18 protein-coding genes are annotated in these 14,124 nt (G+C 63.6%); 12 read left to right on the forward strand and 6 right to left on the reverse strand.

From position 1 onward, the window contains the following. Nucleotides 1–25 precede the first annotated feature (25 nt). On the forward strand, nt 26–1,024 hold the full coding sequence (pdxA, locus tag AABE10_RS15030) for a 4-hydroxythreonine-4-phosphate dehydrogenase PdxA (RefSeq protein WP_342934067.1): 999 nt from the start codon (nt 26–28) through the stop codon (nt 1,022–1,024). A gap of 99 nt (nt 1,025–1,123) precedes the next feature. Then, the gene (locus tag AABE10_RS15035; RefSeq protein ID WP_342934068.1) at nt 1,124–1,891 is read left to right on the forward strand and encodes a DeoR/GlpR family DNA-binding transcription regulator; all 768 of its coding nucleotides are present in this window, start codon (nt 1,124–1,126) and stop codon (nt 1,889–1,891) included. Between the two features lie 54 nt (nt 1,892–1,945). On the opposite strand, the gene AABE10_RS15040 is transcribed toward AABE10_RS15035, so the two are convergent. Beyond that, on the reverse strand, nt 1,946–2,731 hold the full coding sequence (locus AABE10_RS15040) for an aldolase (RefSeq protein ID WP_342934069.1): 786 nt from the start codon (nt 2,729–2,731) through the stop codon (nt 1,946–1,948). Between the two features lie 41 nt (nt 2,732–2,772). After that, nucleotides 2,773–3,477, reverse strand: a complete 705-nt coding sequence (locus AABE10_RS15045; protein ID WP_342934070.1) for a haloacid dehalogenase type II — start codon at nt 3,475–3,477, stop codon at nt 2,773–2,775. Nucleotides 3,478–3,606: 129 nt separating this feature from the next. Between AABE10_RS15045 and AABE10_RS15050 the strand changes: the two genes are divergently transcribed. The 3 genes from AABE10_RS15050 (at nt 3,607) to AABE10_RS15060 (ending at nt 6,204) form a co-directional block, all read left to right on the forward strand. Further along, a complete protein-coding gene (locus AABE10_RS15050; protein ID WP_342934071.1) occupies nt 3,607–4,455 on the forward strand; it encodes a LysR family transcriptional regulator in 849 nt (282 codons plus the stop codon). Between the two features lie 88 nt (nt 4,456–4,543). Continuing rightward, complete coding sequence (locus tag AABE10_RS15055; RefSeq protein ID WP_342934072.1) at nt 4,544–5,518, forward strand: cysteine synthase A; 975 nt, start codon at nt 4,544–4,546, stop codon at nt 5,516–5,518. Between the two features lie 200 nt (nt 5,519–5,718). Next, nucleotides 5,719–6,204: a YbaK/EbsC family protein gene (locus AABE10_RS15060; RefSeq protein ID WP_342934073.1), complete on the forward strand. Its 486-nt coding sequence runs from the start codon at nt 5,719–5,721 to the stop codon at nt 6,202–6,204. An 81-nt stretch (nt 6,205–6,285) separates the two neighbouring features. On the opposite strand, the gene AABE10_RS15065 is transcribed toward AABE10_RS15060, so the two are convergent. The 3 genes from AABE10_RS15065 to AABE10_RS15075 all read right to left on the reverse strand — a co-directional run bounded on the left by AABE10_RS15065 (nt 6,286) and on the right by AABE10_RS15075 (nt 8,644). Then, nucleotides 6,286–6,966 (reverse strand): hypothetical protein, encoded by a 681-nt coding sequence (locus AABE10_RS15065; protein ID WP_342934074.1) that lies wholly within the window; start codon nt 6,964–6,966, stop codon nt 6,286–6,288. A gap of 482 nt (nt 6,967–7,448) precedes the next feature. Next, nucleotides 7,449–8,222 (reverse strand): fumarate/nitrate reduction transcriptional regulator Fnr, encoded by a 774-nt coding sequence (gene fnr / locus AABE10_RS15070; RefSeq protein ID WP_428983320.1) that lies wholly within the window; start codon nt 8,220–8,222, stop codon nt 7,449–7,451. A gap of 17 nt (nt 8,223–8,239) precedes the next feature. Further along, a complete protein-coding gene (locus tag AABE10_RS15075; RefSeq protein ID WP_342934075.1) occupies nt 8,240–8,644 on the reverse strand; it encodes a response regulator transcription factor in 405 nt (134 codons plus the stop codon). A gap of 275 nt (nt 8,645–8,919) precedes the next feature. On the opposite strand from AABE10_RS15075, the gene AABE10_RS15080 reads away from it, so the two are divergent. From AABE10_RS15080 to AABE10_RS15090, 3 genes are all read left to right on the forward strand, one after another. Further along, entirely contained in the window at nt 8,920–9,390 is a 471-nt protein-coding gene (locus tag AABE10_RS15080; protein ID WP_342934076.1) for a universal stress protein, read from the forward strand. Between the two features lie 174 nt (nt 9,391–9,564). Beyond that, nucleotides 9,565–10,068: a flavodoxin family protein gene (locus AABE10_RS15085; RefSeq protein WP_342934077.1), complete on the forward strand. Its 504-nt coding sequence runs from the start codon at nt 9,565–9,567 to the stop codon at nt 10,066–10,068. Nucleotides 10,069–10,179: 111 nt separating this feature from the next. Further along, nucleotides 10,180–10,650, forward strand: coding sequence for a universal stress protein (locus AABE10_RS15090; protein WP_342934078.1), 471 nt, complete (start codon nt 10,180–10,182; stop codon nt 10,648–10,650). A gap of 109 nt (nt 10,651–10,759) precedes the next feature. Here the strand turns inward: AABE10_RS15090 and AABE10_RS15095 are convergent, their stop codons facing one another. Then, a complete protein-coding gene (locus AABE10_RS15095) occupies nt 10,760–11,719 on the reverse strand; it encodes a universal stress protein (protein WP_342934079.1) in 960 nt (319 codons plus the stop codon). Between the two features lie 84 nt (nt 11,720–11,803). Between AABE10_RS15095 and AABE10_RS15100 the strand changes: the two genes are divergently transcribed. The 4 genes from AABE10_RS15100 (at nt 11,804) to AABE10_RS15115 (ending at nt 14,068) form a co-directional block, all read left to right on the forward strand. Continuing rightward, a complete protein-coding gene (locus AABE10_RS15100) occupies nt 11,804–12,124 on the forward strand; it encodes a BON domain-containing protein (RefSeq protein ID WP_342934080.1) in 321 nt (106 codons plus the stop codon). Nucleotides 12,125–12,313: 189 nt separating this feature from the next. After that, nucleotides 12,314–13,060 carry a glucose 1-dehydrogenase gene (locus AABE10_RS15105; protein ID WP_342934081.1) on the forward strand — a complete coding sequence of 249 codons (747 nt, stop codon included), beginning with the start codon at nt 12,314–12,316 and terminating at the stop codon, nt 13,058–13,060. Between the two features lie 195 nt (nt 13,061–13,255). Further along, nucleotides 13,256–13,705, forward strand: coding sequence for an ester cyclase (locus AABE10_RS15110; RefSeq protein ID WP_342934082.1), 450 nt, complete (start codon nt 13,256–13,258; stop codon nt 13,703–13,705). A 174-nt stretch (nt 13,706–13,879) separates the two neighbouring features. Further along, nucleotides 13,880–14,068 (forward strand): hypothetical protein, encoded by a 189-nt coding sequence (locus AABE10_RS15115; protein WP_342934083.1) that lies wholly within the window; start codon nt 13,880–13,882, stop codon nt 14,066–14,068. Nucleotides 14,069–14,124: the final 56 nt, after the last annotated feature.

The raw sequence follows: 14,124 nt of genomic DNA on the forward strand, positions 1-14,124 counted from the left end.
CCTTGAAGCCTGACGAGATCACATCATGAGCAACTATCTTCCTGTAATCGGCATCACGATGGGCGATGCAGCCGGCGTTGGCGCGGAAGTCGTCGTCAAGAGCCTCGCGCATTCGTCCGTCTACGCGCAATGCCGTCCGCTCGTGATCGGCGATGCGAAGCGCCTCGAACGCGCGAATCAGATCGTCGGCGGCGAGATGAAGATTCGCCGCATCGGCGATGCATCGGAAGCGCGCTACGAGCAGGGCACGATCGACTGCATCGACCTTGGCCTGATCCCCGACGACCTGCCGTTCGGTCAGTTGTCGGCGCTGGCCGGCGACGCTGCGTATCAGTACATCAAGCGCGCCGTCGAGCTCGCGGAAGCGGGCAAGATCGATGCGATCTGCACCGCGCCGCTCAACAAGGAAGCGCTGCATGCAGGCGGCCACAAATTTCCGGGTCACACGGAAATGCTCGCGCACCTGACGGGTGTCGAAGAGGTGTCGATGATGCTCGTCGCGCCGCAACTGCGCGTGATTCACGTGACGACGCATATCGGCATCATCGACGCGATCCGCAAGATCGAGCCGGGTCTCGTGCAGCGGACCATCGCGCGCGGCCACGCGACGCTCGTGAAGGCGGGCATCGAGAAGCCGCGCATCGGTGTGTGCGGGATCAATCCGCATGCGGGCGAAAACGGCCTGTTCGGCTACGGCGAAGAAGAAGAGAAGATCATTCCCGCGATCAAGGTGCTGCAGGAGCGCGGCCTCGATGTGACGGGCCCGCTGCCCGCCGACACGCTGTTCTTCCGCGCGGGCCGTGGCGACTTCGATCTGGTGGTGGCGATGTATCACGATCAGGGGCATGGTCCCGTGAAGGTGCTCGGCCTCGAAGCGGGCGTGAACGTGACGGTTGGGCTCGAAGTGATCCGCACGTCCGTCGATCACGGCACGGCATTCGACATCGCGGGCAAGGGCATCGTCGATGAAGGCAGCATGCTCGAAGCGCTGCGTCAGGGCGCGGAACTGGCGACCCGGCGTTAAGCGAATCGAAGCAAAGCGATGTGCGGTACGCATGGCCTCGATGCCGTGTGCGTGCATCGCTGGTGTAAGATCGAGACCCTTTCTCACGCTGCTGCCGATGTGAAAAAAACGACTGACCGTCATCAGGCAATTCTTGAGTTCGTTCGTACGCGCGATGCCAACGTCGAGGAGTTGTGCGCTGCGCTCGGTGTATCGGAAGCGACGATCCGGCGCGATCTGACTGCACTCGCGAAACAGCGGCGGCTCGTGCGCACGTATGGCGGCGCGACGGCGCTGGTCGGCGTGCATGAGCCGGAAGCGTCGCTCGAAGAACGCAAGGCCGCGCAGAGCGAGCAGAAGGAAGCGATTGCGCAAGCGGCGGCCGCGCATGTCCGCGAGGGCGACACGGTGCTGCTCGACGGTGGAACGACGTGTGCGGCGCTCGCGCGCCATCTGTGCGCGCGAGAAAACCTGCACGTGGTGACGAACAATCTGCTCGCGGTGACGTCGCTTGCGAATGCGCCGGGCGTGCGGCTCACGCTGATCGGCGGCGAGTTGCGCGGATCGAGCATGAGCACGCTCGGGCCGCTGGCCGAACTGATCCTGAGCCGCTTGACCGTCGATCGCGCGTTTCTCGGCGCGGACGGCGTCGTCGCGGGTTTCGGCCTGTGCGAGACGACGGCTCAGCAGGCTTACCTGAAAGAGTGCATCGTGGCGCGCGCAGCCGAGATCATCGTGCTCGCCGATTCGGCGAAGCTAGGGCGCGCGCGTCAGCAGCATTGGACGCCGATTCAGCGCGACTGGCGGCTCATTACTTCTGCGACGGCGACCGACGAACTGTTGGCGCCGTTTCGCGCGCTGCCCGAAGTGACCGTAGAAGTGGCGTGAACGCGATGCCCGCGACGGGCATACGAAAGCAGAACACGCCGCCATCGTAGGCCGTCACGACTCGAACGGGTTCCCCGCCTCGCGCAAGCGACGCATTCCGCTGTCGAGATGCGCACGCGCGCTTTCCTTGTCGCCCAGCCTCATCTGCTCGTACGTGCGTTGCGCCACGTCGTGCGGCACGGGCTTGAGCGGGCGGTTGCTGTGCATCGCCTTGAGCTGTACTTCGGCGGCTCGCTCCAGATAGTACAGATCGTCCCACGCTTCGGCGATGCTTGCGCCCGCCACCATCACGCCGTGGTTCTTCAGGAAGAGAATGTCCGCGTCGCCCATTGCTCGCGCGATGCGATCGCCTTCCGAATTGTCGAGCGCGAGGCCGTTGTACTGCTCGTCGACGGCCGTGCGGCCATAGAACTTCAGCGCCGTCTGTCCGAGCCATAACAGCGGCGGGCCTTCGATCAGGCACAGCGCGGTCGCGTTCGGCATATGCGTGTGAAACGCGGCCTTTACGCGCGGCAGCGCGCGATGCAAACGCGCGTGGATGAAGAAGGCAGTCGCTTCGGGCTGGCCATCGCCGTCGATCACGTTGCCGTCGAAATCGCAGATCAGAAGCCGCGACGCCGTGATCTCCGAAAACGCAAAGCCGTATGGGTTGACGAAGAAGAGGTCGTCGTGCCCCGGCACGACTGCCGAAAAGTGATTGCAGACTCCTTCTTCGAAGCCGTACTGCGCAGCCAGCTGAAAGCAGGCCGCGAGTTCGACGCGAGCGGCGCGCACGGCGTCCGAGTCGAGCGTCGCGCGGCGCGAGGCAGCCGTGACCTTGACGTTGAGCGTATGAGCCATGAAGAACGATCCCCTTGCCGTTGATGTTCACGAGCCGATATTCACCAGCCAAGCGATGCGAAGAGCGGCGGCACGCGGTTGAGCGTCGGCACGATTGCGTCGGGCGTGTAGTCGGGCAAGAGCTTGCGCCCTGTGCCTCGATCGATCCACACACAACGAAAGCCGATATCGCGCGCGGCCGCATGATCCAGATGCGGGCTTGCGCAGATATGCACCGCATCTTCGTGAGATACGCCGAGCTGTTCGTGAGCATAGTCGAAAAGCCGGCGGTCCGGTTTGTACGCGCCCGCTTGCTGCGCGGTGATCACGCGATCGATATGGCCGCCGAGTTGCGCGACGTTGCCGGCGATCACGTCATCGTCGGTATTCGAGACGATGCATAGACGATAGCCCTTTTCCTTCAACGCGCGCAACGACTCGACCACTTCGGGAAACGGCGGCATCGCGGAGATGTGGTCGGTTAGCGTGCCGATATCTTTGCTGTCCACACGCAGCGCGAATTCGCCAAGCGCGATACGCAGTGCTTCACCCGCGATTTCACGAAAGTTGCGATGAGGCGGCGTCTGTTCGAGCGCGTGTTCGTGCCGGTCATAGACGGCGATCAGTTCGCGCGGATCGATCGCCGTCGCGCTCTTGCTGGCAAGTATTTCCGCGACGGCCGCCTGCAAGCCTTCGTCCCATTGAATCAGTGTGCCGTAACAGTCGAAGGTCAGCCACGAAGGGCGACGCGTATTGTCGAGCGACATGATTCGTTCCTTTGCTGAAGCGTCGAAATGAATAAAAGTGGTGAACAACAGGCTAAGCCGCGCGACCGTTATTGGGAAATTAAATTAAAATGTCACTGTCAGTGGAAACATAAATATGAGGCGCCCGCCATGCTCGATCTCGATCTGTTGAACACGCTCGTTTGCGTCGTCGACGAGGGCAGCTTCACGCGAGCCGGCGAACGCGTGCATCGCACGCAATCGACTGTCAGCCAGCAGGTGCGGCGTCTCGAAGAGATGGTGGGCCGCACGCTGCTGCTGAGAGACCGCACGGGCAACCAGGTCACGGCAACGGAACACGGCGAACTGCTCGCGCAATACGCGCGGCGTCTGATCGCGCTGTCGCAGGAAGCACAGGACGCGCTCGCGAGCGACGCGTGGCGCACGCCGATCCGCATCGGCGTGCCGGAAGACTTCGACGCGAAGCGCATGGCGTCGATTCTTTCCGGCTTCGTCAGGGAAAGGCCGGAAGCGCGGCTCGAAACGGTCGCAGGCATGAGCGCCGATCTGCATCGCAAGCTGTCGGGCGGCGAGATCGAAATTGCGCTCGTGAAGCGCGAGCCGGGAAGCGGCCAGTGTCTTGCATCATGGCCCGAGTCGCTGGTGTGGGTGCGCGGCCGCGAGATCGAAGTGCCCGACGAGGGCGGCGAGCCGATTCCGCTCGCGCTCTTTCCGCAAGGCTGCGTCTACCGGCTGCGCGCGATCCGCTGCCTCGATCAGGCGCAGCGCAGCTGGCGCGTGGCGTTCGGCAGTCACAGCCTGACGGGCATTCAGGCGGCGGTGGCCTCCGGCCTGGGCATCACCGTGCTGCCGACGACAGCCGTTCTTTCCGAGCACAGCGTGTGTTTCGACTTGCCGCGTCTGCCGCCGACGGAGCTTGCGTTGATCGGCGCGGGCGGCACGATGAATGCTACGCAGTCCGCGTTGGTGGACTTCCTGCGCGAAGCGGTGACGATCTAGCCGCTAGCGGCGAAACGACCTCGCGAGCGCTTCGCCTATTCTTTCCGTATGGCAGGTCACGCTGCCGACGACTAGAAAGGGGACGCTCATGGCTGTACGGCAAGGTTTCGTCGGATGCATCGGCAATACGCCGCTCATCAGGCTCGCGGCGCTCAGCAAGGAGACCGGCTGCGAAATTCTCGGCAAGGCCGAATTTCTCAATCCGGGCGGTTCCGTGAAGGACCGCGCCGCGCTCTACATCATCCAGGACGCCGAGCGGCGCGGCGCGCTCAAGCCCGGCGGCACGGTCGTCGAAGGGACGGCGGGCAATACGGGCATCGGCCTCGCGCATATCTGCGCGGCGCGGGGCTATCGCTGCGTGATTGTGATTCCCGATACGCAATCGCCCGCGAAAATGGAGCTTTTGCGCGTGCTCGGCGCGGAAGTGCGGCCCGTGCCCGCAGCGCCGTATAAAGACCCGAACAACTATCAAAAGATCGCCGGACGTCTCGCGCAGGAAATGGACAACGCGATCTGGGCCAACCAGTTCGACAACGTCGTGAACCGGCAGGCGCACTACGAGACGACGGGCCCGGAAGTCTGGCGCGATACGGCAGGCAAAGTCGATGCGTTCGTCTGCTCGACGGGCACGGGCGGGACGCTCGCCGGCGTGAGCCGCTTCCTGAAGGAAAAGAGCCCAGGCGTGCGGATCGTGCTCGCCGATCCGCACGGCAGCGCGCTCTACAGCTTCGTGAAGACGGGGGACATCAAGGTGGAAGGCAACTCGATCACGGAGGGCATCGGCTCGTCGCGCGTCACGGCGAATCTCGAAGGCACGGCAATCGACGATGCCTGCCGCATCGACGATTCGTCGTGCGTGACGATGGTGTACCGGTTGCTGCGCGAGGAAGGGCTGTATGTCGGCGGATCGACGGGCATCAACGTTGCGGCGGCCGTATCGCTCGCGCGGCAGATGGGGCCGGGTCATACGATCGTGACGCTGCTGTGCGATCGCGGCGAGCTGTATCGAAGCCGGCTGTTCAATCTCGAATGGCTGAAGGAGAAAGGGCTGACGCCTGGCTGAGCGCGTCTGCGCTGCGAGATGACGCGATGCGCGGGCGATGCGATGCGACGCACTGCGCTGCGGGCATCGGATCGCGGCGGACGGGCATGCGGTTCTGCGTAACACCGACACCAATCTGCTTTTCACCCGCGAGCGAACTATCCTGAAGGGATGCAGCCGAACTATTTCCCTCTCTCCGTTTGTTCGAAAGGAGGTACGCCATGTCAATGTCTGCAACGCTCGAGGACTGCCTGCGCAACAAGGGCTCGCGGTACGAGATTCTGCGCCATCCGTACAGCCATTCCAGCATGGAAACGGCGGCGGCCGCCCACATTCCCGGCGATCGTCTCGCGAAGACCGTGCTGTTCGAAGACGAGCAAGGCTATATCGCCGCCGTGTTGCCGTCGACCTACGCGGTGAGGCTATCCGAGCTCTGGTCGAAAACGGGGCGCCGCCTTTCGCTCGCCAAGGAAGTTGATCTGCGCGAGCTGTTCAAGGACTGCGAATACGGCGCGCTGCCGCCCGTATGCGCCGCCTATGGCATGAAAACCTATCTCGACGACAGCCTGGCCCGTCAGCCGGACGTCTACTTCGAGGCGGGCAATCACGAGGAACTGGTGCACATGGACACCGAGCAGTTCCTCGCGCTGATGGACAGCGCGGAGCGCGCGCATTTCGGACGCCGGATGCACGGGATGACTGTGTGAGCGCGAGCCCCTCGGGGCCGATGCATGTCCATTCGCCGATCAGCGGCTGGCGATGCGCCCAGCCGCTGATCGCCTTGCTTTTCAACGCCAGCCATACCCGTAATAGCGCGGCCGATAAACGGGCCACGTCGCCGCGTACTGCGCGGGCATGACCTGCTGCACGACAGGCGGACTCACATAGACGGGCTGATAGACGGGTACGTACTGCACGGGCGGGGGCGGCTGATAAGGCTGAAAGACGACGGTGCCGGGCTCTTCGACAGGCTCGTCGTAGGCGGGCGCCTGAGCGTACATCGGCGCGGGCCGGTAGCGCGGCCGCGGTGCGGGCGCGTACTGCACGGGCGCTGCTTCGTCGTCGTACGCCGGCTGGGTTTGCAGCGGCTGCTGCGCCACGCGCGGCTGACTGACGCGCCTCACCTGGGCGGCGTCGTCGCCGGGCGCACCGGGCGGCAATGGCGGAGGTTGCTGCACCGATGCCTTCGGCGATTGCTTCAGCTGTTCCTTCAGCGACGCATACGTCTCGGCGTCTTCCTTGGCGCGGGCGTTGTAGCCGTTGTGATAGGCATCGCTCAGATCCTTCAGGCGCGCCTTGTTTTCGTCATCGGCGGTCATCTGCTCTTCGCCCGGATCGAGCGATGCAGTGCTGACGCCGCCATTGTCATAAGCCGACTTCGGTCCATCGGCCCATGCGGTAGCGCACAGCAGGGCCGGTACCAGGGCCGCGGTCAACGCCGTGGACCCGAGCAATGTCCTGATTCTCATGGTTGTTACCTCGCCTGTGGTCGTACACGGCAAACGCAAGTCAATGCCAATGTCCCGTTATGCTCCCCGATCGCATTCCGCTTCCCTGCGGAAACATCCCGAAACGCTTCATGCCGCGCCTTCGTAGTTGCAGTATCAGGGCTTCCACCAGGCGCCGCATCGGGCCTGGCTTCATCCAGACGGTCAGCATGATGTGACTTAACTTGCCAGCATTCGCGCGCCCGAGATGCGCTATAGCACACATAGCGCTTCAGATAACCGGCTATCGAAAGCGAGGCGGGCGTGAGCGCGAAATGCCGTACGGACGCGCCGCGTTGCGCGGTGCGGAGCGCGAAAGGAAGGATGAATGGATGGAGTTTGCCGCGCGTTCGGCATGGCCATGTCTTCGACAGTCGAGCCATGCCGGCGCGCTCGCGCAATCAGTCAATGCGGCGAGAGGACGTCGCCGCGAGCGTCAGCGATACACAGAACCGGGCAGGCGATCAAACGCGCGCGAGCGCCTCGGCATCGACGATGCGGATGGTCTTGCCGTTCGCGTTGACGAGCCGTTCGCGCTGGAACTTCGAGAACATGCGGCTCACGGTTTCGAGCTTCATCCCCAGATAGCAGCCGATTTCTTCGCGCGTCATGCGCAGATGAAATTCGGCAGCCGAGAATCCGCGCGCCTTGAAGCGCCGCGACAGATTGAGAAGAAACGTCGCGACGCGCTGTTCGGCCGTCATGGTGCCGAGCAGCATCATCTGGCTCGATTCGCGCACGATCTCGCCGCTCATCATCTGATAGATGTGATGCTGCATCGACTTCATCTCGTGGCAGAGCACTTCGAGTTGCGCGAACGGGATGATGCAGACGACGCTATCCTCGAGCGCGATCGCATCGCAGTTGTGATGACCCGCGCAGACACCGTCGAGACCCAGCGATTCGCCTGCGATCTGGAAGCCCGTCACATGCTCGCGGCCATCGCGATGCATGACGACCGTCTTGAACGAGCCGGCGCGCACCGCGTAGATGCTCTGGAACGCATCGCCGGAGCGGTAGAGCGTTTCGCCGCGCTTGACGGAACGGGTCGAGCAGATGATCGAATCGAGCCTGGCCAGATCGTCGACGGTCAACTCGGGCGGCATGCAGATGGTCCGCATCGAACAGGCGGAGCAACGGGGCGCGCGCACCGGCGCCGGCTGCACGGCCCGGATCGGCACGACTTTGGGGATGCGCGTCATCGGGTGGTCGGATACTTGAGCGGTTGCGGCATGCATGTTCGGCTCCTGTTCGTTCACGAGCGCGCGCGGCGCGACTGTGCAATGGCCTCAATGGCGCGGCAGGCTGCATCGAATTCGGCTGTCTTGTCGAAGAAGAGGTCAGCGCCTGCCGCCGCGCACGCATCGCGAAATGCGCGCGCAGTGTGGTTCGTCAAAACGATCTTGATGATGGAGGGTCGCGCGCGGGAGAGCGCTTCGATAAGCGCGAGGCTGCTTCCCCCAGCGAGGCGCACGTCCATCACGACGACATCCGCGTGCGACTCCAGGATGCCTTCCAGCGCTTCGTCCGCATCTTCCCCTTCGCCCGCGATCTCGACGCAGGCAATCGCGCCGAGCAGGCGCGCCAGGCGTCGCCTGACTTCGATCGCGTCGTCGACGAGATAGACCTTCGATACGGTGGTTGATGTGGCGGCATCCATGACGATCAGTATCGATGGTCTTATCTCGAAAAAGTATCGGCGGCGCTTTAACCGCACCTAGGAGGTCCGGCAGACGTTATAGGAATATTCCTACAAGCGGTATGACGTGCCCGCTGCGCTGAATCGCGAGTCCACGCCGTCGCGGTGAGCGTATGCTGGTCTGGATGGCGTTGACCTGTATCAATCGGGAATTCCGTCGCCGAAGGACACTGTCCTCGCACGTGGGCGACATTGCCTATGTCGGGCAAGGCGTGCGCATTTCGGGGAGATTCATCATGTATCAACGGATACTGGTTGCGATCGATGGCAGCCCGAGCGCACAACGCGCGCTGGGCGAAGCCGTCAAGCTCGCGAAACTGTCGAACGGCACGATCGAGGCGCTGTGCGTGCTGGATCGCGGCAAATGGCCCGCTGAAGCGAATCCGCTCAACGCCGAACCCGGTCCGTCCGGGCTCGCGAACGACGCGGCCGCCGCTGCGCTCGCCGTCGCGGAGCAGATGTTCGAGGAAGCGGGCGTGCGCGGCAGTGTGCGCGCCATCGATGCGTATGCGGAAAACGTGTCCGCCGTGCTCGCGCGCGTCGCGGACGAATGCGAAGCCGACCTCATCGTGATGGGCACGCATGGGCGGCGCGGCGTGCAGCGTTTTCTGCTGGGCAGCGTGGCGGAATCGCTGGTCCGCTCGACGGATATACCCGTGCTGATCGTGCGCCACGATTCCTCCGGGCATTCGCTGTCTGAAGCCTGAAGCGGGCGGGTCGGCGGGCAGTCAGGCACAGCGACACCGCAGCAACGCCACCGCGCGTGCGCGGTTGATCTGGATCACGAATGCATCGGGCGACGCGCTTAAGCTGAATGCAGATGGCGCCTCGGAATGCGCCTGAACGGAGAACCCGCCATGTCCGCGCAATGCAGAATTCTCGTGGCCTATTACTCTCGCAGCGGCACGACGCAGCGCATCGCAGAGTTGCTTGCCTCCGAGCTCGGCGCCGACCTCGAGGCGATACGCGAGCCGGGCGAGCTTGCGGCGCGTGCGGGGGCGCGCGGCTACGCGCGCTCGCTGATCGATGCGCTGTGCCGCCGGCAGGTCAAAGTGATGCCGCGCATACACGATCTGTCTGCATACGATGCCGTCATCGTCGGCTCCCCCGTGTGGGCGAGCCATGCTTCCGCGCCCGCGCTCGCGTGGCTCACGCAACATGGCGCGGCGATCCGGCATCTCGCGCTGTTCTGCTCGCTGGGCGGGAGCGGCAGCGAATCCGCGCTGGAGCAGATGGCGAAGGCGGCGGGCAAATCACCGCTAGCCACTTGCGCGATCACAGCGCGCGATTTGCAGCGGCGCATCGATGGCACGAAGCGGCAAGGGTTCGCGCAGAAGATCAGGCACAGGCTGGCGAAACTGCATGAGGCCGAATGGATGGCTTAGGCCGCGCATGTCGACGCGCGCTGAGTGAGCGATCGGCGCTGTGGGTCGCGTCATGTTTGATCAACAGGTAGTTTCGTTTCAACGTCCACGAGCACATCAAGGAGGTTCGCCATGTACAAGAAAATTCTGGTTGCCGTTGACGGCAGTCACACATCGAAACAGGCGCTGCAGGAAGCGGTGAAAATGGCGTCGCTGACGCATGGCACCGTGCATGCCGCCTATGTCGTCGATACGACGCCGCTCTTCAGTTACGCCGGCTATTACGATCCCGTCGCGTTGACGGAGGCGTTGCGCAAGGACGGCGCCGCCGCGCTCGACGGCGCGAGGACGGCGTGCAAGCAGTCGGATGTCGAATGCGCGGTCGAACTGATCGAGACGGAACGCCTGAGCGACGACGTCTCACAGACGCTGCAACGTTGCGCCGAGCGTATCGGCGCCGATCTCGTGGTGCTCGGGACGCATGGCCGCAGAGGCGTCAAGCGGATCGTGCTGGGCAGCGTCGCCGAACGCTTCGTGCGATTCTCGCAGTGTCCCGTGCTGCTGGTTCGCGGCAGCGAAGAGGAAGCCGAAGCCGACGCGTGAAAGCGCTCGCGACGGACGTGATCGCGCGAGCCTGATCGTCGAAGAGCGCCGAAGAGCGCCGAAGAGCGTTGACGAGCGCCGAAGATAGCCGCGCCCGCGCGTTTCCGGCTTAAGGCGCCTGTTCCACCTCGCGCGCGCGGGCGAGCAGAACGGGCGTATCGGCGAGCCGCAGCGTGCGAGCCGCGACGCTGCCCATAAACCAGCGCGCGAGGCCACGCCGACCATGCGTGCCGACGACGAGCAGATCCGCGTTCCAGCGCTGCGCATCGCGCACGATCGCATGCGGCACATCATCGTTGGCGCGGTTGGTCTCGATCAGCGCCGTCCTGGCCGACCATCGATGTTCGGCGAAGACGCGCGCGGCCAGTTCCAGCACCGTTTGCCCTTCTTCGAGAAAGGCGTTTTCGAGCATGTCGACGGGCGCGTAATCGAACAGGTGTACCGCGCGGTCGAGCACGTAGACTGCGCGCAGTTCCGTATCCGCCGCGGCAAGCTGAAGGCCCATGCGCAATGCGATAAGCGAATGCACGCTGCCGTCCAGCGCGAAGACGATTCGCCCGGGACGCCTGTTGGTCGGCACGCGGCTGTTCTCGGGGACGAGCAGCAGCGAGCAATCGGTGCGCTTCGTGACGGGCTCCGACACCGTTCCTTCGACCCAGCGCAACAACCCATGATGATGCCGCGCGCCCATCACGACGAGATCCGCTCGCCAGCGCAACGCGACGTCGAGCAGCGCTTGAACCGTATCGCCATTGCGCTTCGATAACTCGACGAGCTCGCTTTCCGGCTGCGCGTCTGAAAACATCGCTTCGATTTCATGCAGCGCAGTGCGCGCGTCCTGAAGCAGTTCGTCGCGTGCGGCGGCCAGAACATTACGCGCCGTCGCGCCGAGCGGAAACAAGGTATGCGGACTTTGGACGACCGACACGAGCGCGATTTGCGCTTCACCAGCGAACAGCGCATGCGCGTACCTGGCCGCGCGCACGGACGCTTCGGTGCCGTCGACGGCCACCAGCACGCGCTGAAACGCGCGGCCCGGCATGGGATTCGAAGCAACGGGATCGGTCATGACACTCTCCGCGATGGCAAACGCAATACACGCCGATTGTGCTACCGATCCGCGTCGCCGGGTTGATCCTCTAGGCGCGTGTACGTGCTTCGTGATGGCAAGCTCATCGGCATCGTGAGCCGCGCAAATCTGATCCGCGCGCTCGCGAGCGCACCGGTGCCGGCGCAGACGGGGTCCGCGAGCAGCGACTGCGAACTCGCCGACGCAGTCGTCGCCGCGTTGCGCGACAAGCGGTGGGCGCTGTCGAAGGAAAACGTGATCGTCAAGAATGGCGTCGCGCATCTGTGGGGCGTGATCCAGTCGGAAGACGAGGAGCGGGCGATCCGCATCGCCGCGCTCGAGGTCGAAGGCGTGAAGGAAGCGCGAGCGCATCTGAGCGATCCGACCGTCATGCCATTGAAGTGACGGGTACGGCGTCTCATGGCTTCGCCATGACGCGCTTTGCCGATTGTTCGGCGAATCCTGCCAGTCAATTCGTCTCGAGCCGCTTTATCGCGGGAGATGACGTGTTTAGATTTGCTCCATCGCCGGGACGGACGGTTATCGAAACCGTTTGTCCTGTCCCTAGGTATGCACAACTTGAAGGAAGACGATATGAGCAGGCTCGCAGGTAAGGTCGCGGTGGTCACGGGCGCATCGAAAGGTATCGGAGCGGGTATCGCCAAAGCGCTGGCAGCAGAGGGCGCTTCCGTGGTCGTGAATTACGCAAGCAGCAAGGCGGCCGCCGATGCCGTCGTCGCCAGCATCACGGCGGCAAACGGCAAGGCAGTCGCGGTTCGCGGCGATGTGTCGAAAGCGGCGGACGCGAAAGGCATCATCGATGCCGCCGTCGAAACGTATGGACGACTCGATATCCTCGTCAACAATTCAGGCATTTACGAGTTCGCTCCCGTCGAAGAAATCACGGAAGAGCATTTCCACAAGCAGTTCAATACGAACGTGCTCGGCCTGTTGCTCACGACTCAGGCGGCCGTGAAGCATCTCGGCGAAGGCGCGAGCGTCATCAACGTGAGCTCGGTGGCGAGCAGTATCACGCCTCCCGAAACGGCTGTGTACAGCGGCACGAAAGGCGCCGTCGACGCTATCACGGGCGTGCTTGCGCGCGAACTGGGTCCGAAGAAGATTCGCGTCAACGCGATCAATCCCGGCTTCGTCGTCACCGAGGGAACACATGAGGCCGGCATCGTCGGCTCGGATTTCGAAGCGATGGCGCTCAGCCAGACGCCGCTCGGCCGTGCGGGCCAGCCTGACGACATCGCATCGATCGCCGTGTTTCTTGCCTCCGACGACGCGCGCTGGCTGACGGGTGAACACGTGGTCGCAAGCGGCGGCATGCGTTAAGCGCGATTGTCACGCATGGCCCGGCCTCGATCGCGATTGCGATCCGGCCGGGCGGCTGCATCAGCGAGCACCACAAAAAACGCAGCCGAATGTTGCAGCAAGAATCGGATGGTGGAGGAGTAGAGCGCTCGATATGTTCGTATCCAGGCGAAGCAATCCTGCTTCGCCGTGATCAAGCTCAGCAAGGAGTCGAACATGTCGAAGGAAGATGACAACAAGGCGATCGTAGGCCGCTGGTTCACCCGCTTCTGGGGCGAAGAATGCGATCTCAGCGTCGTCGACGAGCTCGCCGCGCCGGACATGCTGCTCAAGTATTCGCTGCACGAGCCGCGTCGTGGCCGCGAAGACATCAAGGCGTTCATGACCGGTTTCCGCAACGCGTTCCCGGACCTCAATTTCTGGGGTGCCGCGGATCTCATCGCTGAAGGCGACTTCGTCGTCGGTCGTTGGGAAGGCGGCGGCACGCATACGGGCCCCGCTTTCGGCGACTTCGTCGCGGGAACGTTGCCACAGGCGTCGGGCCGCAAGATGCACTTCACGGGCACGACGGTGCTGCGTCTGAAGGACGGCAAGATCGTCGAAGAAGTCGGCCTCGATGACGGCGTGACTGCGCTCACGCAACTGGGGCTCATCAAGACGGTTTGAGACCATTTGGGACCGTTCGAACGCGTATGGCCGGGCGCCGTCGATGCGGACTGACGGCGCGCGCCAACATAAATTCCGCTCGCGTGAAATGCTTCGATGAGACGGCAAGAAACGGAGTGTGTCTGTCCGTCCGTCGCGAGAAAGTTGGCATGCGTTCCTGACAGGAGTCGAATCATGCTGCCATTTCTCGCGCTTCATGCTCTCGCGGCTCAACGTGGCGATGGACTGCGCCCGGAGCTTCTTGCGTTGCTCGAACGTCACGCCAGAAGCGAGGCGAGTCTTCGCGCCAGCATCGAACCCGATGATGCCTCCGTGCGCAGCGAAGAGCCCGGCGATTGCGCCGCGAACGCCTCCGATACCTGACGCTGGCCAACGCACGATTCCAGACTCACGTTGATCGCTGCATCCGCGAACAGCGA

This window comes from Paraburkholderia diazotrophica, from assembly GCF_038900755.1.
In the GTDB taxonomy this organism is placed as follows: domain Bacteria; phylum Pseudomonadota; class Gammaproteobacteria; order Burkholderiales; family Burkholderiaceae; genus Paraburkholderia; species Paraburkholderia diazotrophica_A.

What these genes read in the sequence shown, in the direction of transcription:
- pdxA (WP_342934067.1), top strand. Translation starts at nt 26, where the DNA reads ATGAGCAACTATCTTCCTGTAATCGGCATCACGATGGGCGATGCAGCC.
- AABE10_RS15040 (WP_342934069.1), bottom strand. Translation starts at nt 2,731, where the DNA reads ATGGCTCATACGCTCAACGTCAAGGTCACGGCTGCCTCGCGCCGCGCG.
- AABE10_RS15045 (WP_342934070.1), bottom strand. Translation starts at nt 3,477, where the DNA reads ATGTCGCTCGACAATACGCGTCGCCCTTCGTGGCTGACCTTCGACTGT.
- AABE10_RS15050 (WP_342934071.1), top strand. Translation starts at nt 3,607, where the DNA reads ATGCTCGATCTCGATCTGTTGAACACGCTCGTTTGCGTCGTCGACGAG.
- AABE10_RS15055 (WP_342934072.1), top strand. Translation starts at nt 4,544, where the DNA reads ATGGCTGTACGGCAAGGTTTCGTCGGATGCATCGGCAATACGCCGCTC.
- AABE10_RS15060 (WP_342934073.1), top strand. Translation starts at nt 5,719, where the DNA reads ATGTCAATGTCTGCAACGCTCGAGGACTGCCTGCGCAACAAGGGCTCG.
- AABE10_RS15065 (WP_342934074.1), bottom strand. Translation starts at nt 6,966, where the DNA reads ATGAGAATCAGGACATTGCTCGGGTCCACGGCGTTGACCGCGGCCCTG.
- fnr (WP_428983320.1), bottom strand. Translation starts at nt 8,222, where the DNA reads ATGCATGCCGCAACCGCTCAAGTATCCGACCACCCGATGACGCGCATC.
- AABE10_RS15075 (WP_342934075.1), bottom strand. Translation starts at nt 8,644, where the DNA reads ATGGATGCCGCCACATCAACCACCGTATCGAAGGTCTATCTCGTCGAC.
- AABE10_RS15080 (WP_342934076.1), top strand. Translation starts at nt 8,920, where the DNA reads ATGTATCAACGGATACTGGTTGCGATCGATGGCAGCCCGAGCGCACAA.
- AABE10_RS15090 (WP_342934078.1), top strand. Translation starts at nt 10,180, where the DNA reads ATGTACAAGAAAATTCTGGTTGCCGTTGACGGCAGTCACACATCGAAA.
- AABE10_RS15095 (WP_342934079.1), bottom strand. Translation starts at nt 11,719, where the DNA reads ATGACCGATCCCGTTGCTTCGAATCCCATGCCGGGCCGCGCGTTTCAG.
- AABE10_RS15105 (WP_342934081.1), top strand. Translation starts at nt 12,314, where the DNA reads ATGAGCAGGCTCGCAGGTAAGGTCGCGGTGGTCACGGGCGCATCGAAA.
- AABE10_RS15110 (WP_342934082.1), top strand. Translation starts at nt 13,256, where the DNA reads ATGTCGAAGGAAGATGACAACAAGGCGATCGTAGGCCGCTGGTTCACC.
- AABE10_RS15115 (WP_342934083.1), top strand. Translation starts at nt 13,880, where the DNA reads ATGCTGCCATTTCTCGCGCTTCATGCTCTCGCGGCTCAACGTGGCGAT.